Origin of the sequence: Nostoc sp., assembly GCF_036917355.1 — a bacterium.
In the GTDB taxonomy this organism is placed as follows: domain Bacteria; phylum Cyanobacteriota; class Cyanobacteriia; order Cyanobacteriales; family Nostocaceae; genus Nostoc.
Genome location: NZ_JBALDP010000010.1, coordinates 36,785 through 63,380, shown reverse-complemented (window position 1 = coordinate 63,380; position 26,596 = coordinate 36,785). Strand labels below are relative to the sequence as shown.

The 26,596-nt window shown below is 42.2% G+C and carries 27 protein-coding genes; 12 read left to right on the top strand and 15 right to left on the bottom strand.

The window, feature by feature from the left end; genetic code table 11:
* Positions 1-232: 232 nt before the first annotated feature.
* From V7K53_RS03100 to V7K53_RS03075, 6 genes are all read right to left on the bottom strand, one after another.
* Entirely contained in the window at positions 233-496 is a 264-nt protein-coding gene (locus V7K53_RS03100; RefSeq protein ID WP_335196184.1) for a type II toxin-antitoxin system RelE family toxin, read from the bottom strand.
* Positions 493-696, bottom strand: a complete 204-nt coding sequence (locus V7K53_RS03095; protein WP_335196183.1) for a hypothetical protein — start codon at positions 694-696, stop codon at positions 493-495. The genes V7K53_RS03100 and V7K53_RS03095 overlap by 4 nt, the downstream gene beginning before the upstream one ends.
* A gap of 148 nt (positions 697-844) precedes the next feature.
* Positions 845-1,144 (bottom strand): protochlorophyllide oxidoreductase, encoded by a 300-nt coding sequence (locus V7K53_RS03090; protein ID WP_335196182.1) that lies wholly within the window; start codon positions 1,142-1,144, stop codon positions 845-847.
* Between the two features lie 28 nt (positions 1,145-1,172).
* On the bottom strand, positions 1,173-1,679 hold the full coding sequence (locus V7K53_RS03085; RefSeq protein ID WP_335196181.1) for a hypothetical protein: 507 nt from the start codon (positions 1,677-1,679) through the stop codon (positions 1,173-1,175).
* A 199-nt stretch (positions 1,680-1,878) separates the two neighbouring features.
* A complete protein-coding gene (locus V7K53_RS03080) occupies positions 1,879-3,261 on the bottom strand; it encodes a 1-acyl-sn-glycerol-3-phosphate acyltransferase (protein WP_335196180.1) in 1,383 nt (460 codons plus the stop codon).
* A 274-nt stretch (positions 3,262-3,535) separates the two neighbouring features.
* A complete protein-coding gene (locus V7K53_RS03075) occupies positions 3,536-4,105 on the bottom strand; it encodes a Uma2 family endonuclease (RefSeq protein WP_335196179.1) in 570 nt (189 codons plus the stop codon).
* Between the two features lie 221 nt (positions 4,106-4,326).
* Between V7K53_RS03075 and V7K53_RS03070 the strand changes: the two genes are divergently transcribed.
* Positions 4,327-6,144: a proline--tRNA ligase gene (locus V7K53_RS03070; protein ID WP_335196178.1), complete on the top strand. Its 1,818-nt coding sequence runs from the start codon at positions 4,327-4,329 to the stop codon at positions 6,142-6,144.
* A 370-nt stretch (positions 6,145-6,514) separates the two neighbouring features.
* Positions 6,515-7,126 (top strand): GerMN domain-containing protein, encoded by a 612-nt coding sequence (locus V7K53_RS03065; protein WP_335196177.1) that lies wholly within the window; start codon positions 6,515-6,517, stop codon positions 7,124-7,126.
* A gap of 92 nt (positions 7,127-7,218) precedes the next feature.
* Here V7K53_RS03065 and V7K53_RS03060 read toward each other — a convergent pair whose 3' ends face one another.
* From V7K53_RS03060 to efp, 3 genes are all read right to left on the bottom strand, one after another.
* Complete coding sequence (locus V7K53_RS03060) at positions 7,219-7,566, bottom strand: ArsR/SmtB family transcription factor (protein ID WP_094349905.1); 348 nt, start codon at positions 7,564-7,566, stop codon at positions 7,219-7,221.
* 62 nt (positions 7,567-7,628) lie between these two features.
* Entirely contained in the window at positions 7,629-8,186 is a 558-nt protein-coding gene (gene accB, locus V7K53_RS03055) for an acetyl-CoA carboxylase biotin carboxyl carrier protein (protein WP_335191802.1), read from the bottom strand.
* A gap of 109 nt (positions 8,187-8,295) precedes the next feature.
* Entirely contained in the window at positions 8,296-8,853 is a 558-nt protein-coding gene (efp, locus tag V7K53_RS03050) for an elongation factor P (RefSeq protein ID WP_194042039.1), read from the bottom strand.
* Positions 8,854-9,055: 202 nt separating this feature from the next.
* On the opposite strand from efp, the gene V7K53_RS03045 reads away from it, so the two are divergent.
* On the top strand, positions 9,056-10,162 hold the full coding sequence (locus tag V7K53_RS03045) for a peptidylprolyl isomerase (RefSeq protein ID WP_335196176.1): 1,107 nt from the start codon (positions 9,056-9,058) through the stop codon (positions 10,160-10,162).
* A 45-nt stretch (positions 10,163-10,207) separates the two neighbouring features.
* On the opposite strand, the gene V7K53_RS03040 is transcribed toward V7K53_RS03045, so the two are convergent.
* On the bottom strand, positions 10,208-10,795 hold the full coding sequence (locus V7K53_RS03040; RefSeq protein WP_335196175.1) for a Uma2 family endonuclease: 588 nt from the start codon (positions 10,793-10,795) through the stop codon (positions 10,208-10,210).
* Positions 10,796-10,884: 89 nt separating this feature from the next.
* On the opposite strand from V7K53_RS03040, the gene thiL reads away from it, so the two are divergent.
* The gene (gene thiL, locus V7K53_RS03035) at positions 10,885-11,907 is read left to right on the top strand and encodes a thiamine-phosphate kinase (RefSeq protein WP_335196174.1); all 1,023 of its coding nucleotides are present in this window, start codon (positions 10,885-10,887) and stop codon (positions 11,905-11,907) included.
* Positions 11,908-11,986: 79 nt separating this feature from the next.
* On the opposite strand, the gene V7K53_RS03030 is transcribed toward thiL, so the two are convergent.
* Positions 11,987-13,000: a type I glyceraldehyde-3-phosphate dehydrogenase gene (locus tag V7K53_RS03030; RefSeq protein WP_335196173.1), complete on the bottom strand. Its 1,014-nt coding sequence runs from the start codon at positions 12,998-13,000 to the stop codon at positions 11,987-11,989.
* Between the two features lie 116 nt (positions 13,001-13,116).
* On the bottom strand, positions 13,117-13,743 hold the full coding sequence (nadD, locus tag V7K53_RS03025) for a nicotinate (nicotinamide) nucleotide adenylyltransferase (protein ID WP_335196172.1): 627 nt from the start codon (positions 13,741-13,743) through the stop codon (positions 13,117-13,119).
* 403 nt (positions 13,744-14,146) lie between these two features.
* On the opposite strand from nadD, the gene murC reads away from it, so the two are divergent.
* The 4 genes from murC to V7K53_RS03005 all read left to right on the top strand — a co-directional run bounded on the left by murC (position 14,147) and on the right by V7K53_RS03005 (position 17,839).
* On the top strand, positions 14,147-15,610 hold the full coding sequence (gene murC, locus V7K53_RS03020; protein ID WP_335196171.1) for a UDP-N-acetylmuramate--L-alanine ligase: 1,464 nt from the start codon (positions 14,147-14,149) through the stop codon (positions 15,608-15,610).
* A 124-nt stretch (positions 15,611-15,734) separates the two neighbouring features.
* A complete protein-coding gene (gene murB / locus V7K53_RS03015; protein WP_335196170.1) occupies positions 15,735-16,736 on the top strand; it encodes a UDP-N-acetylmuramate dehydrogenase in 1,002 nt (333 codons plus the stop codon).
* Positions 16,737-16,921: 185 nt separating this feature from the next.
* The gene (locus V7K53_RS03010; RefSeq protein ID WP_099100025.1) at positions 16,922-17,269 is read left to right on the top strand and encodes a YbaB/EbfC family nucleoid-associated protein; all 348 of its coding nucleotides are present in this window, start codon (positions 16,922-16,924) and stop codon (positions 17,267-17,269) included.
* Positions 17,270-17,359: 90 nt separating this feature from the next.
* Positions 17,360-17,839 (top strand): low molecular weight protein-tyrosine-phosphatase, encoded by a 480-nt coding sequence (locus V7K53_RS03005; protein WP_335196169.1) that lies wholly within the window; start codon positions 17,360-17,362, stop codon positions 17,837-17,839.
* A 49-nt stretch (positions 17,840-17,888) separates the two neighbouring features.
* Here the strand turns inward: V7K53_RS03005 and V7K53_RS03000 are convergent, their stop codons facing one another.
* A complete protein-coding gene (locus V7K53_RS03000; protein WP_335196168.1) occupies positions 17,889-18,572 on the bottom strand; it encodes a response regulator transcription factor in 684 nt (227 codons plus the stop codon).
* A 652-nt stretch (positions 18,573-19,224) separates the two neighbouring features.
* Here V7K53_RS03000 and smpB point away from each other — a divergent pair.
* Complete coding sequence (smpB, locus tag V7K53_RS02995) at positions 19,225-19,692, top strand: SsrA-binding protein SmpB (protein ID WP_094349892.1); 468 nt, start codon at positions 19,225-19,227, stop codon at positions 19,690-19,692.
* Positions 19,693-19,875: 183 nt separating this feature from the next.
* Entirely contained in the window at positions 19,876-20,157 is a 282-nt protein-coding gene (locus tag V7K53_RS02990) for a WGxxGxxG family protein (protein WP_194040235.1), read from the top strand.
* A gap of 55 nt (positions 20,158-20,212) precedes the next feature.
* Here V7K53_RS02990 and V7K53_RS02985 read toward each other — a convergent pair whose 3' ends face one another.
* The gene (locus V7K53_RS02985) at positions 20,213-21,631 is read right to left on the bottom strand and encodes an IctB family putative bicarbonate transporter (protein ID WP_335196187.1); all 1,419 of its coding nucleotides are present in this window, start codon (positions 21,629-21,631) and stop codon (positions 20,213-20,215) included.
* A gap of 299 nt (positions 21,632-21,930) precedes the next feature.
* Positions 21,931-23,484 (bottom strand): GAF domain-containing sensor histidine kinase, encoded by a 1,554-nt coding sequence (locus tag V7K53_RS02980; RefSeq protein WP_335196167.1) that lies wholly within the window; start codon positions 23,482-23,484, stop codon positions 21,931-21,933.
* A gap of 739 nt (positions 23,485-24,223) precedes the next feature.
* Here V7K53_RS02980 and V7K53_RS02975 point away from each other — a divergent pair.
* Positions 24,224-25,417: a DegT/DnrJ/EryC1/StrS family aminotransferase gene (locus V7K53_RS02975; protein ID WP_335196166.1), complete on the top strand. Its 1,194-nt coding sequence runs from the start codon at positions 24,224-24,226 to the stop codon at positions 25,415-25,417.
* Positions 25,418-25,530: 113 nt separating this feature from the next.
* Positions 25,531-26,424 (top strand): cyanoexosortase B, encoded by an 894-nt coding sequence (gene crtB / locus V7K53_RS02970; protein ID WP_335196165.1) that lies wholly within the window; start codon positions 25,531-25,533, stop codon positions 26,422-26,424.
* The last annotated feature ends 172 nt before the right edge of the window (positions 26,425-26,596 follow it).

The window sequence follows — 26,596 nt, the reverse complement described above, 5'->3', positions numbered from 1 at the left end:
TTAATTAGTGCAATGAATCAATTTAAACCCTGTTATGCTTCTGGATAATTTCACTTAGTTACTACTTGCTCATCCCGGAGAGTGACAGAAGAGGGATAAACGCTTTACTATCGCTGAATATCACCGTCTAGCTGAACTCGGCTTCTTTGAGGAGAATGAACTTGATGGAATGTTATTTTACTTTTAAAATCGCTGTAAAAGCAGATTGACGACTTAGTATTCTCTTGACAATCTACTCATCTCGATAAACATCTCTTCGATGCCCTATTCTGACAACTTTAACTATCAGCACATCATCTTGAATCTCATACAAAATCCTATAATTGCCAACACGAATACGATATTTATTGTCGGTGTTTTCTAGCTTGACAACGCCGCTAGGACGGGGATTGTCAGCTAGTTCTAAAATTTTCTCATTAACTCTATCTCTAATATCAGCAGATAATTTTTTTAATTGTTTCGCAGCCTTCTTAGAAATTTCTATTTGATAAGTCACGATTCTAATTCTTGCTTGTACTGTTCCCAAGTAATAGTAGGTTCATTTTCAGCTTCTTCAAAGGCTTTAATATCTTCTTCGTCTTCTGCTTTCCTAATATCTAACAATTCTAGAACATCTTCTAAAGTATCTTCATAAGCCTGTTCTAGCCTTTGATTGATTGCTTTTAACAGATATTGTCTTTTAGTTGTAGTTTCCATAATTAACCTCTGCAATTGTAAAACTTTTAATTAATTTATGCTTGAGCTATTGTTGTGGTCAAAGTGATAAAAGACGCGATTAATCGCGTCTTTTACCTTTACATTATTTAGTTTCTAGATTTATCTTAACTGTTTTACTTACTACTACTTACACTGTTAGCATTGTTTTTCTTTGAGATGAAGTTTTTTCAAGGTTTGAGTGATAGAGATGCATCCAAGATACAGTTCTGAAGCATTTACCACGACTTTTTCTGTAAGGCTCTAACATCTCATACTGAAACTTATGTTTGCTAGAGGACAATATATCTACATCTACCAATTTTGGTTGATTACTTAAAGCATGGTTGTGGCTTTTTGAATCTTCGACTTCAGGTAGCAAATGTGCTACTCCGAATAGTTGTCCCAAAGGAGACGTTTTCAGGAAAGCTTGCCTTTGGGTGTGAGTCATAACAAGTTTTGACCCGGCTTTTATTGTATTACTGGCCATATAAATTTGGCACTCCTCTTAAGCTTTCTTGTTGATTACAGAAGGATGCGGCTGCTTTCCGCAAGAATCTGAAAGCATATCCATCTTCTCCTGGAGCGATTGTCACAGGCCCCAGATATTCCATCTGCACCTTATTATTATAATAGGACACAGCCGTATCTAGAGCAACCAGGATAACTAGCGGTTCATCTGTTTCTGTTTGACACAACTCCAATCCAACCTTGGTTGCATACCAAATTAACCATTTGCCGATTGGTTCCATGAATCGTTCAGCTCCCTCTCCTCGACTTGTAGGGTGAGCTTCTATCTGTTCTATGTCTAAAAATTTTGGAGAACCTGGATAAGGATAAAGACCATATCGCACTAATCCCCAGACTTTACCCTTATAAACAAGTTTGACAATGTTTTGACATTCAAAATCGGTATTTTGCCACAAATTCAACCATTTAAAAGTCCAATTAGTAGGCATATCATTTTTTTTAGGTGGAGAAAGCATAGCAATTTCCTCGACTGCCGATTTTATTCGGACTTTTACCTTATAAGATCCAATGGTGGTCAATTAAGTTGTATAAATTTTTAGTAGCAATGTTTCAGATTGATAGATTATAAAGAACTACCTAGTAACATGGCAATTAACAATTAAAGATATTTTATATACTACAATGGTGAGGGAGAGAAAGATCCTCCCCATCCAATCAGATCAATCCTTCCAACGCGTGTTGCAAATCGTTCGTCACATCAGCAACAGCTTGTCTAGCACCTAAGCGATTTTCCTTATAGGCTGGGTAACGCTCAGAAATTGATATGGGTTCACCAATAGTAATTTTTACTTTTTGCTTATCCAATTGAGGACGCTGTGCAGATTTATTTCCTTTGATTTTAGCAATCATTTGCCATAAAATTAAAGTCGTTTCAGCAAACCTTTCTACTGTGGGATTTTCCCGAATATAATTGCCAGAAACTGCCACGAAACTTTCTACTAAACGCATGTGCCACATTCGGGCATTCGCTTCTTCAGCAACGCGATCGCCTAAAGCTCTTTCAACAGCAGATACTCCTTTTACATCCTTAAATTCTTCTCTAAATATATAATTCCAACCTGCTTGTTCTACTCGTCGACAACGGTCACTCAAACTACCTTTTGACTGCAAATTAAAATACTGTTCTGAGATTAACAACGCTGCATTTAATAAAGCTTGTAAACGAACTGCTAATGCTTCATTTATATCGGGAATTTGCCCGTTGACAATCTTGGGATCTGGCAGTTTCTGATGATAAAACCGGGTGTAAAATTCCTCCATAAGCAAAAGTAAATGTTCTGCCAAAGCCAACAATCGGGGATAAAGCGACTCTATAGAAGCATTTTCTGCTGCATTCACAGGTAAACCACTAGCCGCTTCCAATTCACTTAAAAGATTAGCGATCGCATCCCAAGGAGCATCAACGTAACTATATTTAATCCCAACTGGTACAATTAGAACCTGTTGGTCGCGTCCAGCTTTTTGCAAATCTTCAGCACACCAAAAGCCTAATTGGGCGATACCAGGTTCTAGGGGGCTAATATTCTCCGATAAGCCATTGGTTGCACCCTCTGGCGCAGCCGCCATCGGGAATTTCCCATTGGCGAACAAGTCACGCGCCGAACGTAACCCCGTCCAGTCAGCTTTACCTCGCTGAATCGGAGTACCACCTAAATGAGAAGCAATCCAGCCAACATGGGAACCTGCCCAGAGAGGAATGCCGCGATCGTAGATAAAATGAGCGTGAATGGGATGTTGTAGTGTTGTACCTTGCGATCGCGCTGTCTTTGGTACGAGTTGAGATAGCAAGTAACCCAAACAAAACGGATCGTCTGTTTTCGGATGGCGAAATGCCAGCATAAAACGGATTTTACCCTCCTGAAACTGACGATAGAGATCCACCAGAACCTCTACGTTGTCTGCTTCAATTTGGGTAATAGGTGTTTGCCATTTTATCCAACTGGGTAGCAACAGATGGACAACTCGTAACAACAAAGGGTTAAATGCGGGGGGAATAAATTCTAAGGGTGCTTGTGCTTGATAAATTACATTTGCCAAAGTAGTTTCTCCTAAAGATTCCCAGATTTTAGTCGCCTGATGGTTATTTCTTTTAAGATATCCTAACGGCTGTAATATGCCCTGAGTAATGAAGTCGAGGTAAAACCCGCCTCTTGCGCTGTGCTTGACATATTAATCAGGTTAGAAAACTAGGATACCTTCTTAGTCTACGCAGATTATTTTAATGAAGCGTACTTACGCAGACTTATAAAGTATTTTCTGCTGCAATGAAAAGTGTTGGCAGATAGTGGAGATTTAGCAGCACTTGCAAATCTTAATAACAAGAAAGACTCAAGCTAAATCCTGGCAATACATCTTCACCCGATAATTGTGTGGGTAGATTTCGCACTTCTACATCTTGTTTTTGGCGATAAATTTCCACTTGCTGCTGTTGGGGGTTAATTAACCATGCTAACTGCACCCCTGCATCCATATATTCTTGCATTTTGGAACGCAACATTTCCAAATCATCTGTTGCTGACCTTAATTCAATAACAAAATCGGGTGCAATGGGGGGAAATTTACGTTTTTGCTCAGGTGTAAGTTGTTGCCAACGTTCTCTTTGAATCCAGGCGGCATCTGGGGAACGGTCAGCACCATTAGGTAATTTGAATATAGTAGAAGAACTGAAAGTATAACCGAGGCCAGTTTGCCGATTCCAGATTCCCAAATCAATAATTAAATCTGCTTCTCGATTGCCGCTTTCACCTCCAACGGGGGACATGATGATTAATTCTCCCTTGGCAGTGCGTTCAAATTTCAATTCGCGGTTATTTTGACATAAATGATAAAATTGTTCGTCACTCAGGTGAACGGTGTCTAGTTTTAATGTCAAAAGACTCATAACCTAGACCTAGATTAAATAGTTGCAAAGATTATATCATGCCATATCTTAAGGGCTGTAAGATGCCGATGCCTGCGGCGGGCAAAGCCATCGCACACCACGCAGGTTTAAACTAGGATGCCTTCTTGGTTCGCTCAGGCGGACAAGAATTTGTGTAGCCGCGATTTCTAATCGCCAGGTGGTTTATAAACAAATTAGAGATTCTGGAAAGGGATTAAACGATGCGACTTTCACAAATGTTATTTGTTACACTGCGGGACGATCCGGCTGATGCTGAGATTCCCAGTCATAAATTATTACTCCGTGCAGGCTACATCCGTCGCATCGGTAGCGGTATTTATGCTTATTTACCTCTGATGTGGCGGGTACTGCAAAAAGTTTCTCAGATTGTGCGGGAAGAAATGAACGCTACAGGCGCACAAGAATGTCTCCTACCACAATTACAACCGGCTGATTTATGGAAGGAATCGGGACGCTGGGACACTTACACCAAAGCTGAGGGGATCATGTTTTCCCTAATTGACCGCCGGGAGCAACAATTAGGATTAGGCCCAACTCATGAAGAAGTCATTACAGCGATCGCTCGTGATATGATTCGCTCTTATCGCCAGCTACCACTAAATCTCTACCAAATTCAAACCAAATTCCGCGATGAAATTCGTCCCCGCTTTGGTTTAATGCGCGGACGTGAGTTTATCATGAAGGACGCCTATTCCTTCCATACCGATGAAGCCAGCCTCAAAGAAACTTACCAGGATATGTATAAAGCCTACAGCAATATCCTGCGACGTTCTGGTTTAGCTTTTCGGGCAGTGGAAGCCGATTCTGGTGCAATTGGTGGTTCTGGTTCTACAGAATTTATGATTTTGGCGGAAGCTGGTGAAGATGAAGTTCTCTACACTGAGGATGGCAAATACGCCGCTAACGTAGAAAAGGCTGTTTCTTTACCAATTGACGCTGAAACCTCACGGTTTACAACCTACGAAAAACGGGATACACCTGGAACAGAAACGATTGAAAAGGTGTGTCAACTCCTCAACTGTTCTTCGACTCAATTGGTGAAAAATGTCCTTTATCAGACAGTTTATGATAATGGCGCAACAGTGTTAGTTTTGGTAAGCATTCGAGGCGATCAGGAAGTTAATGAAGTCAAATTGCAAAATGAACTGACTAAATTAGCTTCTGAATATGGCGCTAAAACTATTATTAGTTTGAATGTACCAAATGTAGAAGCCCAGCAAGCATGGACAACTAAATCTCTGCCTTTAGGCTACATTGCACCAGATATTGCAGATGAGTATATTACTGCTAATAAACAGATCCATCCCAAGTTTTTGCGCTTGGTGGATCGAACAGCCGTTGATTTAAAAAACTTTGTTACAGGCGCAAATGAAGCAGGCTATCACGTAGTTGGTGCTAATTGGGGCGAGCAATTTAATTTACCAGAACGAGTAGTAGATATTCGTAAGTCAAGACCAGGCGATCGCGCCATCCATAACCCGGAAAAAACCTTACAAAGCGCCCGTGGAATTGAAGCTGGTCACATCTTCCAATTAGGCACTAAATATTCCCAAGCGATGGGTGCAACTTATACCAATGAACAGGGTGAAGAAAAGCCGCTATTTATGGGTTGTTTTGGCGTAGGCGTGTCCCGGTTAGCCCAAGCTGCCGTAGAGCAATCTTACGATAAAGATGGGATTATTTGGCCAGTTGCGATCGCACCCTACCACGCGATCGTCACAATTCCTAACATTAAGGATGCTCAACAAATCGAAATCGCCCAAAAACTTTACACAGAACTCAATCAAGCGGGAATTGAAACCCTACTAGATGACCGCGACGAACGGGCAGGAGTCAAATTTAAAGATGCTGACTTGATTGGCATACCTTATAGAATTGTAACCGGACGCGCGATCGCTAACGGCAAAGTTGAAGTTGTAGAAAGAGCCACCCGTAAATCTCAAGAAATAGTCATTGATGAAGTGACAACTACACTTAAACAGTGGATTAAGGAAGCAATAGAGGGGAGAGGGAAGTAGGGAGTAGAAAATTTTCCATCCAACTTAACTTTTCACCTCATCTAGAAAGTCCCACAAAAAACCTAACTCTCTTTCCACAATGGTAAGGCGGAAAATTCAAAATCTCTCTCCTATAAGGAGAGAGATTTTGAGAGAGGTTTTTCAAATACTACTGTAAAAAATCAGATTCCCCACTCCCTAAAATTTACATAATTTGGTAGGTGACGGATTAGAAATAAAAATTCTAAAATTGAAAGAGGGACTTGCAAAATTAAAAGGCATCAAAGTCTCTTCCAGATTGTGAGAAACTCTTCAGTTACAAGTATCGTCGTTAACCAGGCTGCTCCTCACATAACTACCATATCAGCCCTCAGTTAGGAAGGTTTTGAACATGAAAGACCAACAAGGATCTAATCGTATTTCTTCAGGCGTAATTGCAGCCGTCTCAGCAGTGGTTGTAGCGGTGGGTGGCGGTGTAGCTTGGTTTACCACACAATCCAACAATCCTCCTACACCGTCAAACCCCTCTGGCCGCATTGAACAGCCAGCACAGCCATCAACTAGGCAGCCAGCTAATGAGCAAACCCCCAACGTTTATTGGTTAAGACCAAAAGACAAAAATGTTGCTTTGGTTCCCCAGCCTGTTAAAGTAGCCTCTGTACTACCCAACCAGGCTTTAGAAGCAGCTTTCCAAAGTTTGTTAGCAGGCCCAACAGAAGGAACAGATTCTACAACCATCCCCAAAGGAACCAAACTGTTGGGGCTGAAGGCGGAAAAAGATGAAGTTCACGTTAATTTATCTGAAGATTTTACCAGTGGTGGTGGTAGCACTTCAATGATGGGCCGCGTTGGACAAGTTGTTTACACTGCAACAACTTTAAATCCCAAAGCCAAAGTATACATTGACGTGAACGGCAAACCGTTGGATGTTTTAGGCGGTGAGGGTGTAGAGTTACAACAACCGCTAACTCGCGAACAATTTCAGAAAGATTATCCGCTTTAGTCATTAATCATTAGTCATTAGTCATTGGTCGTTGGTAATTAATTTTTCACAAAGGACAAATGACGAAGGACAAATGACAAAGGATAAATAACCTAACGTTTGCTATTTAATACGCGAAAATTACGGGCTTGCTGCTCCAACCTTGTGGCGAGGCGATCGCAAACCCGATTACACAATTCAAAAATCATTTGATCTTCCACCCGGTAATAGGCGCAAGTTCCTTCACTGCGGCGGCTAAGGATACCTGCTTGCCACATTACCTTCAGGTGTTTTGACACATTTGCCTGAGAAGTCTGTGTTGCCTCTACCAACTCTTGCACGCATTTTTCTTCATCCCGTAACAAGTGTAGCAGCCGTAGGCGCATTGGCTCACTTAACAGGCTGAAGTATTCAGCTACTTGTTGCACCACTTCTGGTGGTAAAGGCAACGTTTGTTTCATCAGGGTTGACCCGCAAGGACTGAAAGTTTTAACAATGACTCACATCATATATACATTAATACTTAATCAGGGTTAATTCGCATCAAAGGTTGACCATATTCTACAGCGTCGCCATTTTGGAGGAGAATTTCCATCACCTGTCCAGAGACTTCGGCTTCGATTTCATTCATCAGCTTCATGGCTTCAATGATACAGACTGTTTGACCCTTGCGGACGCGATCGCCCACTTCCACAAATGCCGCTTCCCCAGGCGCAGGAGCGCGATAAAAGGTTCCTACCATTGGGGAAGGCACTTCTACTAATCTCTGGTCAATGGTTGAGGGAGGATTTACTGATAACTGCATTTGTGTGCTAGTTCCAGTATTCTCAAATACACGAGATGTGGACACCTCCGTTACCTGACTTCCGCTCATCTGGTTTACCCCAGATGAACTTGATGTCAAGCCTGAACCTACCACACCGCCTAAAGTCCCTTGACCTAACGACAACATCTGATTGCTAACGCTCACAGCCTTACGGACTGTTAGCTCAAAGTCATCGCTTTTGAGTATGACTTCTGCAATATCTGTTTGTGCGATAGTTGCCAGAAGTTGGCGGATTTCATTAAAGTCCAATGGCACAGTTTTTATTACCTCGACCTATCCGTAAATTAGCATTTTAAGTGTGGCAGGGAATTAATCCCTATGTAGGGATTTAAATCGAGAGCAAACATCTCCGTAGAGATGAAAGTTATTCCCTGCTGATATATTTATCTTCCTGGGTATCAACTTTGATGCGTTCTCCTTGAGAAATAAACAAAGGAACCATCACAACTGCACCAGTTTCTAAAGTTGCTGGTTTTGAGCCACCTGTGGCAGTGTCACCTTTTAAACCCGGATCTGTTTGGACAATTTCCAGAACCACAGACTTAGGCAATTCTACTCCCAGTACCTGTTCGCCCCACTTAATAACTTCAGCTTCCATACCTTCCTTCAGGTACTTGACGCGATCGCCAATTTGCTCGCGAGTCAATCTGCCTTCTTCGTAGGTTTCCATATCCATAAAGACAAACTCATCGCCTTCTTTATAGGTATGCTGCATCGTGCTTTTTTCTAGAGTGGCTTGCGGCACTGTTTCCCCTGCGCGGAACGTTTTTTCCATAACGCTCCCACTCTGGACATTTTTTAGCTTAGTTCGTACAAAAGCAGAACCTTTACCTGGCTTGACGTGTAGGAATTCAAGCACTCGCCATACAGACCCATCCAATACAATTGAAACACCGGGTCGAAAGTCGTTACTGGAGATCATGAAACTTTCAAATTTTGGAAGACAATCGGCATTTATTGTACCCTTCTAGGGTCGTCATTGGGCATTTGTCATTAGTTTAGTGTCATTGTCATTAGTCATTTTTCCTCTGCCCTAGACCTCTGCTCCACTCATCACCTAACGTGGGAAGATTATTTATGGGTTACGTCCAGTCAACAATTCACTGCTGCATTTGAGTTATCCCATGCTTAACTTATTAAAATCCTGGCTGAAGAACAGCCTAATGGCAATACTGCTGGTAACAATATTTTTAGGCATAACTACAGCTGGGTGGACTCCCTCCAGTAGCGCCGCACTGCCAGCCGGCAATGCAATTACCGACGGAAAGGCTTTGTTGCGGTATGCACTCCCGATAGATAACAAACCTGTGCGGCAACTACAAGGCAGTTTAGAGGACATCTCTGCCCAACTGCGGGCGAATCGACGTTGGGGTGCTATTTCCAAAGACATTAGCCAAGCATCCCGCATTCTCGATAAACCTTCCCAAATCTTAACAAGCGTTCCCGCAGAACGCCAACCCCAAGCCGAAGCTTGGATTACCGAGTTGAAATCCGGGGTGGGTAAATTACAAGAATTGGCGAACAGCAAAGATAAAGAACAAATACTGCAAGAGAGAGGTAAACTGCTAAATCTCGTTACTCAGCTAGAAGAGTCGATGGTGAAACAATTTCCCTTTGAAGTGCCTGCTGAGTACAGTAATCTGCCACAACTTAAAGGTCGTGCCACTGTAGAAATTAAAACCAACAAAGGCGATTTGACCCTTGTCGTAGATGGTTACAGCGCTCCTGTGACTGCTGGGAATTTTGTAGATTTGGTACAGAGGGGTTTTTATAATGGTTTAGAATTTACCCGTTCTGAAGAGTCTTACTTTCTCCAAACTGGAGATCCTGCTGGGAAAGATGTGGGCTTCATTGACCCAAAAACTGGCAAATATCGCGCTATTCCCTTAGAAGTCTTAGTTAAAGGTGATAAAGCACCTACTTATGGCATTACTCTAGAAGAAGCTGGTCGTTACGTTGATATGCCAGTTCTACCTTTTTCTGCCTTTGGTGCAGTAGTCATGGCTCGTCCTGAAAGTGAAGTAAATGGTGGTTCATCACAATTTTTCTTCTTTTTGTTTGAACCAGAACTAACCCCCGCCGGACGCAATCTATTGGATGGTCGTTATGCCGTTTTTGGCTATCTCACCGAAGGTAAAGAAGTTTTGGATAAACTGAAGGCTGGTGACAAAATTGAATCAGCAACTGTGGTTCAAGGAATAGAAAATCTGGTTCAGCCGCAAGCTGCATAAAAAGACACAGGGGGCAGGAGAAGAATAATTCTTGTACAGACGCGATTAATCGCGTCTCTCCTGATTCAGATTTCCGGCGGTGAATATCCGATCAACTGCGATTCCTAATTCGGGAAAAGTCCGTGATAGAATTTGCTGGTTGGCTGTAAAAACTGTTTCTTCGTAAAATCCATCTTCCAGTAGTAACACTGAAATTTTTGCTTGTAGTGGGTCTACAATCCAATATTCAGGAACTTCTAAGGCCGCATATTCAGATCGCTTATGGCGATAATCCCGTTTCACCGATTCTGGACTGACTACCTCGATAATTAGTAACGGGGGTGACTCAAATACTGCTGAGGCATTTAACAATTCTCTGGCTTGCTCAAGTGTCACCACACACAGATCAGTCAACCTAGATTTATTTCTACCCGTTCTCACCCCACTTTCCCGAAAACACAGCCAAGTAGAGTTACAACCTTTGATTTCTGCTTTCAGTGCAGTATCCAAAAAATCGACAATCAGAAAATGTTCAATACTTGGTGGGTTCATTAGCTCTAGCTTGCCATCCACCAGTTCATAATGAAAATCGCTACCATCATCATAGGTTAAGTACTCCTCAAATGTGATGCTGGTTACTGGTGTTGTTACCATTCCAACTGACTCCTAGACAATACCCTTATCTTAAACAGTAAAGTAAATCATCAGTTTTCTTCGTAATTTTGCAACACGGAAAACCGATTGTGAACAGTGATTTATCTTCTCAACAAGTAAAAGACATTGGCGAACAAGGTCTTTTAGAAAGATTACAGCGCTTCTGCCCACCAGAAATTATCGGCGATGATGCAGCAGTACTTGAGACTGCACCAGGGCAATCTTTAGTGGTAACTACAGATGTACTAGTTGATGGCGTGCATTTTAGCAACATCACCACTTCCCCAGAAGATGCTGGTTGGCGAGCTGCTGCTGCAAATTTATCAGATTTAGCAGCAATGGGTGCTTCTCCATTAGGAATCACTGTCGGGTTAGGACTACCTGGTGAACTTAGGGTGAGTTGGATAGAACGTTTGTACCAGGGAATGACAGAATGCCTGCAAAAATACAATACCCAAATTGTTGGTGGTGATGTGGTGCGATCGCCTGTTACTACTCTGGCAATCACCGCTTTTGGTCAAGTTAACCCTAGTCAAATTATTCGCCGTTCTGCTGCTGTCGTGGGGGATGCGATCGTCGTTACAGGCGTTCATGGAGCCTCCCACGCTGGCTTAGAACTGCTCTTGCATCCCGAATTAGGACAAAACCTCAACAACAAAGAAAAGACGGCTCTAATCCGCGCACACCAACGCCCACAGCCACGATTAGATGTCTTACCAATCCTCTGGAAAATTTTAGCATCCCAATGCCCCATGCCCATTGCTGGTATGGATAGCAGCGATGGTTTGGCAGATGCGATGATCCAAATTTGCCGCGCCAGTGGCGTTGGCGCTGTCTTAGAACGCGGACGAATTTCCTTGCCAACAACTTTTGATCGTTGGCTGGCACCAAACCAAGCACTAAAATATGCTCTATATGGTGGCGAAGACTTTGAATTAGTGCTGTGTTTACCACAAGAACTAGCATCAGCCTTAGTGCAACATCTTGGAGAAGGTGCTGCGATCGCAGGCAGGATTACAGCCGGATCGACAGTAATATTGCACGACGAGCAAAAAAAATTCCCTGACCAAGTTCTGAATCTTAGCCAGGGATTTCAACATTTTAGTCAATAGTGGTTTGTGGTTTGTCCTTTGTCCTTTGTCATTTGTCCTTTTTCTAATGACCAATGACTAATGACTAATGACCAATTAATTATTGCCACTTCTCAGCTACCAACTCTGCCAAATCCAAGACTCGTTGGCTATAACCCCACTCGTTGTCATACCACGCCATAACTTTTACTAAGTCATTGCCCATAACCAAAGTCAAGCTAGCATCAACAATCGAAGAAGCATCACTACCTTGATAATCGGAAGATACCAGTTCTAGTTGGCTGTAGTCCAAAATGCCTTTAAGTGGGCCTTCGGCAGCATCTTTGAGAGCTTGGTTAACTTCTTCAGTAATAGTACGCTTCTCAACCTGAACTACGAAATCTACCATTGAGACGTTCGGGGTTGGTACGCGTAAGGCAACGCCATTTAGTTTGCCTTTGAGGTCTGGGATAACCAGCGCCACTGCTTTTGCTGCACCAGTAGAAGTGGGTACAATGTTTATCGCTGCTGCCCTCGCCCGTCGCAAATCCCGGTGAGAAGCGTCTAGCAAGCGCTGATCGCCTGTATAGCTGTGGGTGGTGGTCATCGTACCTTTGATGATGCCAAACTTATCGTTCAACACCTTGGCGATTGGTGCCAAGCAGTTGGTAGTACAGCTAGCGTTACTGATAATGTTGTGTTTGTTGTGGTCATAGTCATGATGATTCACACCAACCACAAAAGTACCATCCTCGTTTTTACCAGGAGCGGTAATCAGAACTTTCTTGGCTCCAGCATTTACGTGCTTGAGCGCTCCTTCTTTGCTAGTAAATACCCCGGTTGCTTCGATAATTAGGTCAATTCCCCAATCTTTCCAGGGCAAGTTTTCGGGATTGCGATCGGACACGCACTTAATTGTCTTACCGTTAACGATGATAGAGTTATCATCGGCACTAATCTCAGCACCCTTGATCTTCCCTAGCATGGAGTCATATTTCAGCAAGTGAGCATTGGTTCTAGGGTCTGAAGTGTCATTAATAGCGACAAGATCGATCCGACTATTCTCTCTACCCACCCAGCAACGCGCAAAGTTACGTCCAATCCGCCCGAAACCGTTGATTGCAACTCTAATCACAGTGTCTTGCCCTCTGTATTTATGCTTATATGTTGATATCGTTGACCCCAATCATATCGCAAAGGGGGGGGGCACTTTTAACCATAAAGTGTTAGATCAATAAAAAAACACATAATTTATTCAGATTTGTAAGAGTAGAGATTGTTGTTAGTGATATATGATCTGACCAATTCCGGGACTAAATAACGAATTGACTGGCCTTCGCGGCAAAATTTGCGAATTAGACTTGACGAAACTCCTACTAAAGGTATATTCAAGAGTTGCCAGTGAATGAGCAAAGACTGCTCCTTGAGTTGTTGCTCCACTTGCTTGCAGATTAATTTGGTTTGAGTTATAGTCTCACCACCTAGCTGTCGGGGTGCGATTAACCAATCACACATTTGTGCTAATTCGTGTCCTCGGTACCAACTGGGTAAGGTTTGGAAAGTATCCAAGCCCACAATCCAGTACCAGTGAGTATTTGGGTAACAAGCAGATAAGTCAATCAGGGTGTTAATGGCATAAGAAGTCCCAGAGCGATTAGTCTCCACTAGTGAGACAGTAAACGCTGGGTTATCTTTTATAGCTAATTGCAGCATTTGCACGCGATGCTCAAACAAAGCTGCTTCTTTGTGAGGAGGATTTAGGGATGGCACCCAAATTACTTTTTCAAGGGATACTTGATGCAAAGCTGTCTCGGCTACGAGCAGGTGTCCCCAATGAATTGGATCGAATGTGCCACCAAAAATTGCTAGTTCCTGCATCCAGATAAGCCTGGTTTATATGCAATTGAAAAATAGTTTCATTACCAATGTACTATTGTACTCAATTCACGCCTAAACTTGATGCAATTTCAAATTAGTTTCACTAAACAATGTATTATGTAGCCAATTCCAGTAAGGTAGCCAAAAATATGTATTTGACATTACAAGAATTTCTTTCCCGATGCAGCCAAAATTTTCAGAATAATCTTAACAACAGTTCAGAAATAGCAAAAACCTCCAACCAAGGTAAAATCATTCTCAACCAGGAAAGCCAGAGCAGAAACATCTTTTGGGCATCAAACATGAACATGATACAGGAGTAGTTACGGTAAAAATCAAATTCCTGTTATGATACGCGTGTCATTTGTGATTATGGTGTGGTGTGGTGTAAAAGGAGTAATAAATGACTAATTCTGTAGATTTTAGTGGTAGACCATTTCATTTCATTGGCATCGGTGGCATAGGTATGTCTGCTCTGGCATACGTTCTTGCAAAGCGTCAATTTCCAGTATCAGGTTCGGATCTTCGTCCTAACCACATTACGCACAAGTTGGAATCTATCGGTGCTCATATTTTTGGTAAACAAGAGGCAAGCAATCTCGAATTCTTTCAACCTCAGGTATTAGCTAATCCAGTAGTATTAAATTCACCAGAACAATTACCTACTGATACTAAGTCAAAATTGCCTCAAGTCATTTGTTCAACAGCAATTAACACTAATAATTTAGAATACAAAGCAGCGCTGGAATTAGGTTGTCCAGTTTTACATCGTTCAGATGTACTAGCAGCTTTAATTGCCGATTACTACAGTATTGCAGTAGCAGGGACACACGGCAAAACTACAACCAGTAGTATGATTGGCTATATGCTTCTGGAAGCAGGCCTAGACCCAACGATTTTAGTCGGTGGCGAAGTCAATGCTTGGGAAGGTAATGCTCGATTGGGACAAAGCCAATATTTAGTAGCCGAAGCAGACGAATCAGATGGTTCTTTAGTAAAACACGCTCCTGAAATTGGCATCATCACCAATATTGAACTCGATCATCCTGACCACTACGATACATTAGAAGAAGTCATTGACACCTTCCAGACATTTGCTAAGGGTTGTAAAACTTTAATAGGTAGCATTGACTGTGCGACAGTGCGCGATCGCTTGCAACCCACAATTACCTACAGCTTACACTCAGATACCGACGCTGATTACACCGTCACCAATATTGATTATCGTGCTGATGGTACCACGGCTTTGGTTTGGGAAAAAGGCAAAGCTTTGGGCGTGTTGACATTGCGGTTGCTCAGTCGGCACAATCTCAGCAATGCCTTAGCCGCAGTAGCTGTTGGTCGTGCTTTGGGCTTAGAATTTGGAGCAATTGCCAAAGGTATCGCCACCTTTGAAGGAGCAAGACGACGCTTTGAGTTCCGAGGCGAAGTCAATGGCATTACCTTCATTGATGACTATGCTCATCATCCTAGCGAGATTCGCGTTACTCTCGCCGCAGCACGTTTACAGGCAAGACCAGGGCAAAGAGTGGTTGCCATCTTCCAACCCCATCGCTATAGTCGTACACTGACCTTTTTAAATGAATTTGCCGAGTCATTTACTCATGCTGATTTAGTTGTGTTGACTGATATTTACAGTGCAGGCGAACCTAATTTAGGGCAAATTAGTGGTGAACGTCTAACGGCGGAAATTGCTAAACAGCATTCGCAGGTAGTTTATCAACCAACTTTAGCCACAGTGTATGAGTACTTGCTAGAAACACTACGCCCAGGAGACTTGGCACTGTTTTTAGGGGCTGGAAATTTGAACCAGGTGATTCCTGAAATAATTACGACACTTTGTGAGCCGGCTCAAGCCACATCCTAAGTGGAGACTTTGTGAAGTTTTATTTCCAAGCAAAGCACCCCTCTAGCAACGGTTTCATCTGTGAATTCTATTACCGTATCTTTGCGGTAAATTAATGTAAAAATTTTACCAAAACAAAGTAAAGATGACCATTTCCCAGGCAGCTGGAAACGTCTGCACAGTTTCTGCTTTGAATACAAAGAAACAGCAAACAGCTAATTCGGTGGAGAGCGAAGTAATTTACTTACCCAGTACTGATTGTGCAATCAAGCCCCAGGCTTCTTTGTCAGCGTTTACTTCTTATAGAGTTGGGGGAGCAGCTGATTTATATGTTGCCCCCCGAAACTTAGAAGCACTGCAAGCAAGTCTTAAATACGCAAAAGAACGTAATTTAAAGGTGACAACACTGGGAGCAGGTTCTAACTTGCTAGTGAGCGATGGTGGTATATCAGGCTTAGTCATTGCTACTCGTCATCTCCGCTTCAACCACTTTGACCCCCAAACCGGTCAATTAACCGTTGCTGCTGGAGAATCAATTCCCAGCTTGGCATGGGCGGCAGCAGAATTAGGGTGGCAAGGATTGGAGTGGGCTGTTGGTATCCCCGGAACAGCCGGAGGTGCAGTGGTGATGAATGCAGGGGCACATAATAGCTGTATCGCAGATATGTTAGTTAGTGCCCAGGTACTTTCACCTGATGGGACGCTAGAAACTCTTACCCCCGATCAGTTAGGTTATAGCTACCGGACTTCATTATTGCAAGGTGGCGATCGCATAGTCACCCAAGCAACCTTACAACTCGCGCCAGGTGCAGACCCAGCAAAAGTTGTGGCAATTACCAAAGAACACAAAAAGCATCGGTTAAGCACTCAACCATACAACTTCCCCAGTTGTGGCAGTGTGTTTCGCAATCCTAAACCTTACAGTGCTGGCTGGTTAATTGAACAAACTGGTCTGAAAGGCTACCAAATTGGTGGAGCACAAGTAGCACTACTCCATGCTAATTTTATCGTTAATCGTGGTGGAGCAAAAGCTAGTGATATCTTCTGTCTCATTCGCCACATCCAACATCAAGTACAAGAACGTTGGTCTATTAATCTAGAGCCAGAAGTCAAAATGCTTGGAGAGTTTCAAGGTGCTTGTGGATAAAGAATGGGGAATGGGGAATGGGGAATTGGGAGATGAGGTTGAAGAATTAATAACCAATGTCCTATACTTTACTCCCTACTCCCAACCTATAACGCATTAATTATTGGTAAAAAAAGAGTCAAATTACTTACCGCATCTATAATTGAATTTGATTTGTTATTCAACGCACACGCGTACAAATAATTATGACAGGAAAAGGACAAGGATTCGGCTTTGGCTTAGGAAAAATGAAAGAATTAGCCGAAGCTTTTAAGAAAGCACAGCAAGTTCAAGAAGGCGCAAAGCGACTCCAAGAAGAATTGGAGCAAATGGAGATTCAAGGAGAATCTGGCGGTGGTCTGGTGAAGGTAATTGTCAGTGGGAACCAAGAACCCAAGCGAGTGGAAATTTCTCCAGATGCTTTAGCAGAAGGTGCAGAAGTACTTTCCGATCTCGTAACAGTGGCAATGAAAGAAGCCTACAACAAGTCCACAGCAACAATGCGGGAACGCATGGAAGAATTAACCAGTGGGTTGGAGTTACCTGGATTTTAGTCATTGGTCATTAGTCATTAGTCATTGGTCATTAGTCAAAAGACAAAGGACAAAGGACAAATGACTATTGACTATTGACAAAGTATATCTATGCCTTATAAGTTGCTGTTTGTCTGCTTAGGTAACATCTGCCGATCGCCATCGGCAGAAAATATCATGAATCATCTAATTGAGCAGGCTGGCTTGAGCGAACATATCCTCTGTGACTCTGCTGGTACATCTAGCTATCACGTTGGTAGCCCCCCTGACAAACGCATGAGTGCTGCGGCTGCTACTAAGTTGGGAATTAAACTGCGTGGTCGAGCACGCCAGTTTGAAAAGTCAGACTTTCAAGACTTTGATTTGATTTTGGCTATGGATCGAGAAAATTATGAGAACATCATCACTCTCGATCGAACTAAGCAATATCAGCATAAAGTGCGTTTGATGTGCGAGTTTTGCTCTCGACACACTCTAAAGGAAGTTCCAGATCCCTATTATGGTGGTCAAGAGGGATTTAATCAGGTTATTGATTTACTGATCGATGCTTGTGAAGGTCTGCTGACAAAAGTTAAAAGTGAAGAGTTATGAGTTAGGAGTGAGGAGTAATTCCTCACTCCTCACTTTTAACTCCTAACTTTTATTCCACTAAACCATGCTTCATCGCATAACGGACTAATTCCGCGCGGTTGCTGGTTGAGGTTTTTCTCAATAAACTGCTAACGTACTTTTCCACAGTTCGAGGACTCAGGTGTAGCTGATGACCCATTTCGGCATTAGAAAGACCATGAGTCAATAACTCTAAGACTTCCTGTTCTCTGTGAGTTAGGGCTGAGTGCAGATGGGATTTCTGAATTTGAGTGGACAGAGAATTATGGGCATCCCTCGCTTTTGTCAAGCCGGAGATGCCCAAACTGTCCTTATGAGAAAAACGATACTCTGATTGGATAATTTGCGATCGCTCCAAAAGATTGCGGATTGCTGCTGCTAACTCTTCCAGTTCAAAAGGCTTGGGTAAATATAAATCGCACCCTGACTGGTAGCCCAGAATTCTTTCTTGGGTCTTAATGCGTGCCGTTAATAAAATTACAGGCAATAAACGAAACACTGGTTGTTGACGCACTCGGCGCACCAGTTCATAGCCATTCATCCGTGGCATAACAATATCCGTGACAATCAAATCAGGATGATACTCATCCACCATAAACAAAGCCTCTTGACCGTCATTAGCCACGATCACTGAGTAGCCAGACAGTTCAAGATAGTCGCTAACAGACAGACGAGTGCCCAAATCATCATCCACTACAAGGATCGTCAAGGGCATGGATAATACACCCCTAGCATTTTTTTACTCAGAAATTTGCTTTTACGTACTCCGTTAATGAACACAGGCAATAATAGTGTTCTTATGTTTCATACTATGACAGGATTACCAGCTAATGACTGCTCTCAGGGTTTATTTATAAAGGAAATCTTAAATCATTAGGAAGGTTAACGAAGTGTAACCACCTTAGACTCCCTGTGCTTAGGAGGTATAGAGAGCTTTGTAATTTGTAACAACTCATCAATCAAGGAGAGTAAATGTTCATTAGCGTCATACCAATTATTTGTCAGGATTTATGCAAAAAGGGAGTGAAGGCAATTCATCTAAACGCAAAGAAGCAAGTTAAGCGGAGGCTTTCGTACAAGCGGCTTCCCACAGGGTATTGCCTCTACTTGATGTGTAAGTCCTATTTGTGAAACTGCACAAAATCAGGCTTGGTGAGACAAGTTGCTTAAGCAACTTGTTCTATGGAACCTCAGAGGTAATCGGTATCAGCTAACTTAAAGTTGCCAGAAAACCTTAATTGTGAACTTAGAAAAGCTAAATTAGTGATATACAGTTCACCATTTATAGCGGTTCTAAGATACACCGTATAATTCACAAGCCAATCCAAATAATTTTTTAGGTACATTTAAAGCACACAAAATTATCAATGAGCGACAAGAACGAAGGTTACAAAGTCATTTGCGACAACCGTCAAGCCCGTTATTTGTATGAAATTCTAGAAACTTACGAAGCTGGAATTGAGTTGACAGGAACAGAGGTGAAGTCGATTCGTGCGGGGAAAGTCAATCTCCAAGATGGCTATGCTTTGCTTCGCAATGGTGAAGCATGGTTGATCAATGTGCATATCTCGCCTTACAACGCTAGTGGACAATATTTTAATCATGAACCACGGCGTACACGCAAGCTTCTATTGCATCGTCAAGAACTCCGTAAGTTAATTGGCAAAGTCGAACAGCAGGGTTTAACTTTAATCCCTTTGAAAATGTATCTCAAACGAGGCTGGCTAAAAGTCAGTATAGCTCTTGGCAAAGGTAAAAAGCTCCACGATAAACGAGAAGACCTGAAACGACGCCAAGACCAGCGTGACATTCAACGGGCAATGAAAAGTTATTGAGGATTCAGTGTTGCTAAACTACCACAGCAAGAGTGAGAAACGTATTGCTGTGAAAGCTATGTTGTATGTCTACAGCGTGAGTTATGAAAATGTTTAGTTTATAGCCGCAGATTGATTTTGTTAAGGTTGAGAACCGATACAGTGGTGAGTGACTTCGGATAGCATCAGGAACTTTTACAACTTATGAAAAGTAATTTCATTACCGCTGTTGGCGCTGGCGTTCTCACCTTGAGTATGGGAATTTTACCTTTAACTCTATCTGCACAAGCTCAGACAACTAATGACACTGGAGCCACTACTACTGCTCCAACAACCACCACTGACGATCGCAATGATTTTGATTGGGGTTGGCTAGGATTGCTTGGTTTATTCGGCCTAGGCGGGTTGGCTGGTAAAAAGAACGATCGCGAACCTGTAGCTTATCGCGACCCTAATGCCCCAAGTGCTACTACCTACAGAGATTAGAAAATTCAAAAGTTGTCAGTTGTCCGGTAAAAAAACAACTGACAACTTATTTATGTTAATTTACTGCTGGTTCTGAGTCAGTTGAATTTGTATGGTTTTGAGCTAAAGGCGTCCAGTAGCTGGCAATTAAGGCAACGATCAGCCACCAGAGGGTATTGACTTCAGGACGATACCAGACAGTATCTACGGTACCGTGAGCTAGCATACCCAACAAAATAGCGATCGCTCCGATTAACCAAAATCCCTCTACACTTCTAATTTGTCGCAATCGTCGCACTTGCAAAAGTGCCGTATTAAATGTGACAATTAGTAGCCAGAGAAAGCAGGCTAAACCAACAAAGCCAGTTTCTACAGTCACTTCAAACAATATCGAATAGGCGCTCAAAGCAGTGTAACGAGGGCGTTGGTAGAGGGGATAAACTTTATTAAAAGAGTTGTGACCAGGCCCAATGCCGAAAATCGGGCGATCGCGAATCATTTCAAATACAGCATCCCACACATTTCGGCGAAAATTGTTACTGCTATCCTTACGGTCGGCAAAAATACTAAACACTCGCAGCCGCACTGGCTCTACAAATATCACTGCTAGCACCAATACGCCGATCAAACCTCCTAAAACAATCGGTATTGACCAAGTACGCCAAAAACGAGGCATTTCCACGCTTTTCCAATAAACTAGCAATGCCATCGCAGCTAACACTGCCACCACTAGTCCAATCCAACCGCCACGACTAAAAGTCAGAATCAGGCAGGAACTATTGACAATTAGCATCGTTAATGCAAGAGCTTTTTTAGGCCAGCTTTGCCATGCAAAAATTGCCACCAAGCTAAAAATTACTGCTGGTAAGAGATATCCAGCCAATAAGTTGGGATTGCCTAAATAACTGTAGACTCTTGTAGTCTTAGACATAGGAGATTCTGGATCAACCCAAGTTGCCAGTGCTGTGGCTCCAAAAAACCATTGCCGTAACCCATATACACTAACAATTAACGATACGTGCAGATAAAGGATGATAATCCAAGAACGGAGGCGAGGCGACCTTAATACCCTGGCACAAAGGGTAAATAGTAGCAAATACAAGGTCAAAGTTCCCAAGTCGTTAAGTGCCGCCTTTTTCACTGGTGATAATGCTGTTGCGACTGCGGCAACTCCCCAGTAGAGCAATACCAGCAAGTGAATGGGAGTGACTGATGAGACATTTGTTGATGTTACTTCATCAGATAAAGTCAACAACAGCCAAAATCCGACACAAGCCACCAGCAAAAAACCCACCAACGTGCTCGAAGCAAAAGGTGCTAAAGCATATATTAAGCTGAGTAAAGCCGCTGCGATCGCATCTCCCCATTGAAGCAAGACGCTAGTTTGCCGCCAAGAACTTAGCAGTCCCACCAGAGAGCGGTGTACATAACTGGTAGCAAGATATTCTTTGAGCGGTAAAGTTGATAGAGTAAATCGTTGCCAGACTAAATTCATAAAAAACATTGCGATCGATTAGCCTGCCGACGCAGAACTTGGAATCGATCATAATGCCTATAGCTATAAAAAGGTAATAACAGAGATTGCACATCGCGTGATGGCGCTCTTATTCCTAGCCATCAGCCAATAGGAAGTTAAGAATATTTCTTCATATACTTAGTACAGCTTGACGTAAAATGGTGGCGAATTGAGGGTTGAAATCTAAAGGCATAGGTAAGCGCAGAAGCACACAGAAAATTAATGAAATCTAGATAGAAAATACGTCTTTCCCAATCTCCAATCCCCAATCCCCACGATTAGACATCGCTAATTGCTTGTGAGGAAGTCGCTAGTTGCAATGGTAAAGAAAGCACATAACGATATCCTGATTCTGGTGAACCTTGAATCAAAATATGTCCGCCATGTAATTCTGCCAGTTGACAGCTTAGTAATAGACCTAAGCTTTCACGAGAAAGACTTCCATGTGATTTAGCTAAATTTATACCTGAACTAGTAGCAAAGAAATTTGAGTGAGAATCACTCAAGTTTTTGGAATTTTCCACTGCTACTGATGAAGTATCTAGTTGTTCTTGTGTTTCTGTATGAATATTGTAAGTTGCGACCTCACCTGTAAGCTCCAGCAGCGACAAAGAATTGAGACGGAAATAAGGATCGACCTCTGTTATGCCATCTCCTAACCAGGGATGGGAAACCCAAATAGTAATGTTGAGCGTATCTTCTTTGTAAGAAACATGAATGCGAACAATGCTACCTGTAGCTGAAAGTTGAATCACACTGAAAACCAGATGATAAAGCATTTGCCGCACCTTGTCTTTATCTAAAGGCCAAATGCGATTGCGTCCCGGTTCTATAGACAGGCGAATATCTTGCTCGCGGCGATTAGCTACTTCTTCTAGAGTATTGATAGCTTGTTGGCATAGCATTTCAATATCCACGGGAGCTAAATTTAGCACAGTTGAGTTTTCATCCATAGCTCCTAGTTCGGTAATTTCGTTTACTAGGGAAAGTAAATACCGACCACTGTGTTGGATAATTTCTAAATATTCTCTCTGCTTAGTCGTCAAAGGCCCATAAATCTCACGTCCTAAAACACTAGCCATACCGAGTACAGATGTTAAAGGCGTGCGTAACTCCTGAGTTAGCTGACTCAAAAGTTCTAGCTTCAGTTGCTTAGTAGAAACAGAGTCGCTATCTTGAGTGGATGCAGTAATTTTAATCTCAGTGTTACGTTCCTCATTCAGTGAAAATATTGGAACGTTCTTGGCAGCGTTTGATTCGAGTTTGCCTTGCAGGAGTCTATTACGTTCAAATTCACTCATGCTCCAACGAGCAATGATTTGTAAAAACTCAATATCTCGCGTTGTAAAATTGCGCGGGACTAAATCCATCACTGCTAATGCACCTAAACAATGTCCCTCAGCATCAATTAATGGCGCTCCTAAATAAGCACGAATACCATAATCTTGCACTAACTTGCTGCCAGCAAGTACTGGATCGGTAAGTTTATGCGTATCATTAATTACAAATACTTGAAAGCTGTCTACTACCTGAGTGCAAAATGATTCCCGGCGTAGTAGTTGGCGGCTTTGTGCCAAATGATTCATTAGTCCTAGTCTAGATAAGCCGATCGCCGATTTGAACCAATGGCGTTCTTGATCCACAAATCCCAATATCGAAATTGGTGCTTCCAAAAAGTGGGCAGCAGTCTGTGTGGCTTCTTCAAAAACCGGAATCGTTTCTGGTTGCCGCAAACCTAAATCGGACAAAGCTTTGAGGCGTTGCTGTTCTCTTGATTCATGAGAATCCCAACCATCCTTTAGGGCAAATAATTTGTTTTCAGGCTCTATCATTGCCACTGCTACCTTAATAATTTCTCTATCGTGTTAATTGATCCAAGTCCTATTTCTAGGTTATCAATTGCTATTTTTAAGCATTCCCTAATTTTGCCTCTGACAAACAAATTTAGGGCAAAATTTTTTTCTCCCTTGCATTAAGCCAAGATGTAGTGTCTGCTAGTTACTAGTTACTGGTGCTGAATGTTCTTTATTTAGCACTGATGTAGTCTTTATTGCTTAAGATTTTGCAATCAAGCTGCGTTAGATTTGAATTCAGCCAGGGTAAGCTAATGCTAAGGATACAATACAAAGGGGCTATCATTCTTTATGTATATAAGGGAAAATTTTGGCTGGAACATTCAAAGTAAATTTACTTAATAAAATAGATGTTGGTGTAATTAAATATAGACATTTTACTGATAACAACTAGCACCCAGAGATGATAATCCTAGTGCAGGATGACCTAAATAGGCCAACCATATCTCTACGGATTAGCAAACTACCAAATTATTGAAAAGCCCAGTTTATGAACTTTTTGAATTTTGAGAGAAGTTGAAGTGGCAGCTTCAGAGAAGTCTGATGGCAACTTCGGGCGTTCAAATTAAGAGGGCGTGATTTTGAAAACCATAACCGACTAAATAATTGATCTAAGCCTTTATCCAATAGATTAAATCTATGACATTTTCATGCCGAAAATTGTACAAGATTTTCTATTTTTTCCATGTGAGGAAACATTTTTAGAGGACGACTGGTAATGAATAAAATGACTATTAGAGTTCCTTTTGTAGACCTGAAGTTACAACATGAACCAATTCAAACACAATTGCAAGATGCAATCCAATCTGTATTGGAACGGGGAGATTTTATTTTAGGGCAAGCACTATCAGATTTTGAAGCAGCATTTGCGGCAGTATCTGGTACGGCTTACGGAGTTGGTGTAGCATCAGGAACAGATGCGATCGCTCTGGGATTACAAGCGTGTAATATTGGTGCTGGTGATGAGGTGATTTTACCCGCAAATACTTTTATCGCCACCTTAATTGGGGTAATACGTGCTGGCGCCAAGCCAATTTTGGTAGATTGCGATCGCCAAACTGCTTTAATTGATTTAAGAGAAGCAGCAAAGGTAATTACGCCTCAGACTAAAGCAATTATCCCTGTGCATCTCTATGGTCAGATGGTATCACCACGCGATCTAGTGAACTTTGCCGATACCTACAAACTCCTAATTTTTGAAGATGCCGCCCAAGCACATCTGGCCCAAAGAGACGGATATTACGCTGGTTCAGTAGGAATAGCAGCAGCTTTTAGTTTCTATCCCAGCAAAAATTTGGGAGCATTTGGGGATGGGGGAATGCTGCTGACACGAGATGCAGATGTAGCCCAGAAGATGGTGCGCTTGCGAAATTATGGTGCATCGCAAAAGTATTTTCATACTGAACCAGGTACGAATAGCCGTTTGGATACTTTGCAAGCAGCAATTTTGCACAAAAAACTCCCATATTTGCCGCAATGGAATCGCGATCGCCTGACTATTGCCCAGCAGTATGATAATGAACTAGCACCCTTGGCAACTGCTGGAATTATTCCTATAGAAAATCAAAGCGATACAGGACACGTTTATCATCTTTATGTGATTAAAGTTGATGATTCTTGCCCAATAGAACGCCAGCAACTCCAGGAAAAACTCACGGCGGCGGGAATTCAAACTGGTATTCACTATCCAATTCCTTGTCATCTCCAGCCAGCATTCACCAACTTAGGCTATCAACCGGGAGATTTTCCCCAAGCAGAGAAGTTGTCAAAGCAAATATTATCATTACCGATGTATCCTGGTTTGAGTAGTAGCCAAGTTAAAGAAGTTGTAGCAGCGATCGCCAATGCAGTCTCAACAAGTTATCAGGCAGATAATCTATCTCCTGCCGACCTTGGTAGCGTGGTAGCCTGAAGTTAATTCATACTTAATTTGTCCTTTGTCCTTTGTCATTTATCCTTTGCAAATAACCAATGACCAATGACCAATGACCAATGACCAATGACCAATGACTAATACTGAAAATCATGGCACTCCAGCAACAGGTTAAAAATATAAACGCATCAGGCTTGTTAAATCTAGCTATTTTAGGCGTTTTGCTGCTGCTTTATGCTCCGATATTGCTACACTGGTTGGATGGTTGGCTGCACAAAAATATCAGTACAGAACACGAATATTTCAGCCACGGAATTATTGGTCTACCATTTGCGGCTTATCTGGGCTGGATGAACCGGAAAAAGTGGAAACGTTTGCCAGATACCATCAATCCTTTAGGCGCTGTTTTATTGTTATTAGGGGCAATTTTTTATCTTAGCGGTGTTACAGAGTGGGTTAACCTTTCCTTGCCCGTGATATTAATCGGATTATGCTTGTGGTTTAAGGGAATAGCAGGTTTGCGATTACAAGGATTCCCTCTCCTACTAGTATTTTTAGCAACCCCAACAGCATTACCCTATCTCATTGCTCCCTATACCATGCCTCTCCAAAGCTTCATCGCTGGCACAGCAGGCTTCATACTGAATCAATTTGGGATGGAAGTAACCGTAGATGAGATCAATCTTTACGTGGGAGGACGGATTGTAGAAGTTGCTCCCTATTGTGCAGGGCTGAAAATGTTGTTTACGACTCTCTACGTTGGCTTGATGCTGCTTTATTGGACAGATGCTTTGTCTTCACGGCGGACAACTATATCGTTTTTATCTCTTGCTGCGATCGTTAGTATTATTGCCAATATCATTCGTAATACTTTACTGACTTTCTTTCACGGCACGGGTCAAGAAGCGTCTTTTAAATGGCTGCATGAGGGTTGGGGTGGCGATGTTTACTCTGCTTGTATGCTGGTGTCACTAGTGCCCTTACTGAATTGGATTAATAACTATTTTTCAGCATCTCTAGAAACTGAGCAAGAAGCAGAAAGTTAGAACCATTGGGCATTGGGCAGAGGGGCAGAGGAGAAAATTTTCTGCAACTTCTGCCCTGTTTTTTATTCTTCACTCTCCATTCCCTTAATTTTTCATCAATTATACGTAAGTCCTAAATATTACTGAACTCACAATGTGATTTTATAAAGTAAGATTTTGCCTAAGTATTGCA

Excerpts from the sequence above, each read along its gene's own strand:
- V7K53_RS03095 (WP_335196183.1), bottom strand. The coding sequence starts at position 696 with ATGGAAACTACAACTAAAAGACAATATCTGTTAAAAGCAATCAATCAA.
- V7K53_RS03090 (WP_335196182.1), bottom strand. The coding sequence starts at position 1,144 with ATGACTCACACCCAAAGGCAAGCTTTCCTGAAAACGTCTCCTTTGGGA.
- V7K53_RS03085 (WP_335196181.1), bottom strand. The coding sequence starts at position 1,679 with ATGCTTTCTCCACCTAAAAAAAATGATATGCCTACTAATTGGACTTTT.
- V7K53_RS03075 (WP_335196179.1), bottom strand. The coding sequence starts at position 4,105 with ATGAGTCTTTTGACATTAAAACTAGACACCGTTCACCTGAGTGACGAA.
- V7K53_RS03070 (WP_335196178.1), top strand. The coding sequence starts at position 4,327 with ATGCGACTTTCACAAATGTTATTTGTTACACTGCGGGACGATCCGGCT.
- V7K53_RS03065 (WP_335196177.1), top strand. The coding sequence starts at position 6,515 with ATGAAAGACCAACAAGGATCTAATCGTATTTCTTCAGGCGTAATTGCA.
- V7K53_RS03060 (WP_094349905.1), bottom strand. The coding sequence starts at position 7,566 with ATGAAACAAACGTTGCCTTTACCACCAGAAGTGGTGCAACAAGTAGCT.
- efp (WP_194042039.1), bottom strand. The coding sequence starts at position 8,853 with ATGATCTCCAGTAACGACTTTCGACCCGGTGTTTCAATTGTATTGGAT.
- V7K53_RS03045 (WP_335196176.1), top strand. The coding sequence starts at position 9,056 with ATGCTTAACTTATTAAAATCCTGGCTGAAGAACAGCCTAATGGCAATA.
- V7K53_RS03040 (WP_335196175.1), bottom strand. The coding sequence starts at position 10,795 with ATGGTAACAACACCAGTAACCAGCATCACATTTGAGGAGTACTTAACC.
- nadD (WP_335196172.1), bottom strand. The coding sequence starts at position 13,743 with ATGCAGGAACTAGCAATTTTTGGTGGCACATTCGATCCAATTCATTGG.
- murC (WP_335196171.1), top strand. The coding sequence starts at position 14,147 with ATGACTAATTCTGTAGATTTTAGTGGTAGACCATTTCATTTCATTGGC.
- murB (WP_335196170.1), top strand. The coding sequence starts at position 15,735 with ATGACCATTTCCCAGGCAGCTGGAAACGTCTGCACAGTTTCTGCTTTG.
- V7K53_RS03010 (WP_099100025.1), top strand. The coding sequence starts at position 16,922 with ATGACAGGAAAAGGACAAGGATTCGGCTTTGGCTTAGGAAAAATGAAA.
- V7K53_RS03005 (WP_335196169.1), top strand. The coding sequence starts at position 17,360 with ATGCCTTATAAGTTGCTGTTTGTCTGCTTAGGTAACATCTGCCGATCG.
- V7K53_RS03000 (WP_335196168.1), bottom strand. The coding sequence starts at position 18,572 with ATGCCCTTGACGATCCTTGTAGTGGATGATGATTTGGGCACTCGTCTG.
- smpB (WP_094349892.1), top strand. The coding sequence starts at position 19,225 with ATGAGCGACAAGAACGAAGGTTACAAAGTCATTTGCGACAACCGTCAA.
- V7K53_RS02990 (WP_194040235.1), top strand. The coding sequence starts at position 19,876 with ATGAAAAGTAATTTCATTACCGCTGTTGGCGCTGGCGTTCTCACCTTG.
- V7K53_RS02985 (WP_335196187.1), bottom strand. The coding sequence starts at position 21,631 with ATGAATTTAGTCTGGCAACGATTTACTCTATCAACTTTACCGCTCAAA.
- V7K53_RS02980 (WP_335196167.1), bottom strand. The coding sequence starts at position 23,484 with ATGATAGAGCCTGAAAACAAATTATTTGCCCTAAAGGATGGTTGGGAT.
- V7K53_RS02975 (WP_335196166.1), top strand. The coding sequence starts at position 24,224 with ATGAATAAAATGACTATTAGAGTTCCTTTTGTAGACCTGAAGTTACAA.
- crtB (WP_335196165.1), top strand. The coding sequence starts at position 25,531 with ATGGCACTCCAGCAACAGGTTAAAAATATAAACGCATCAGGCTTGTTA.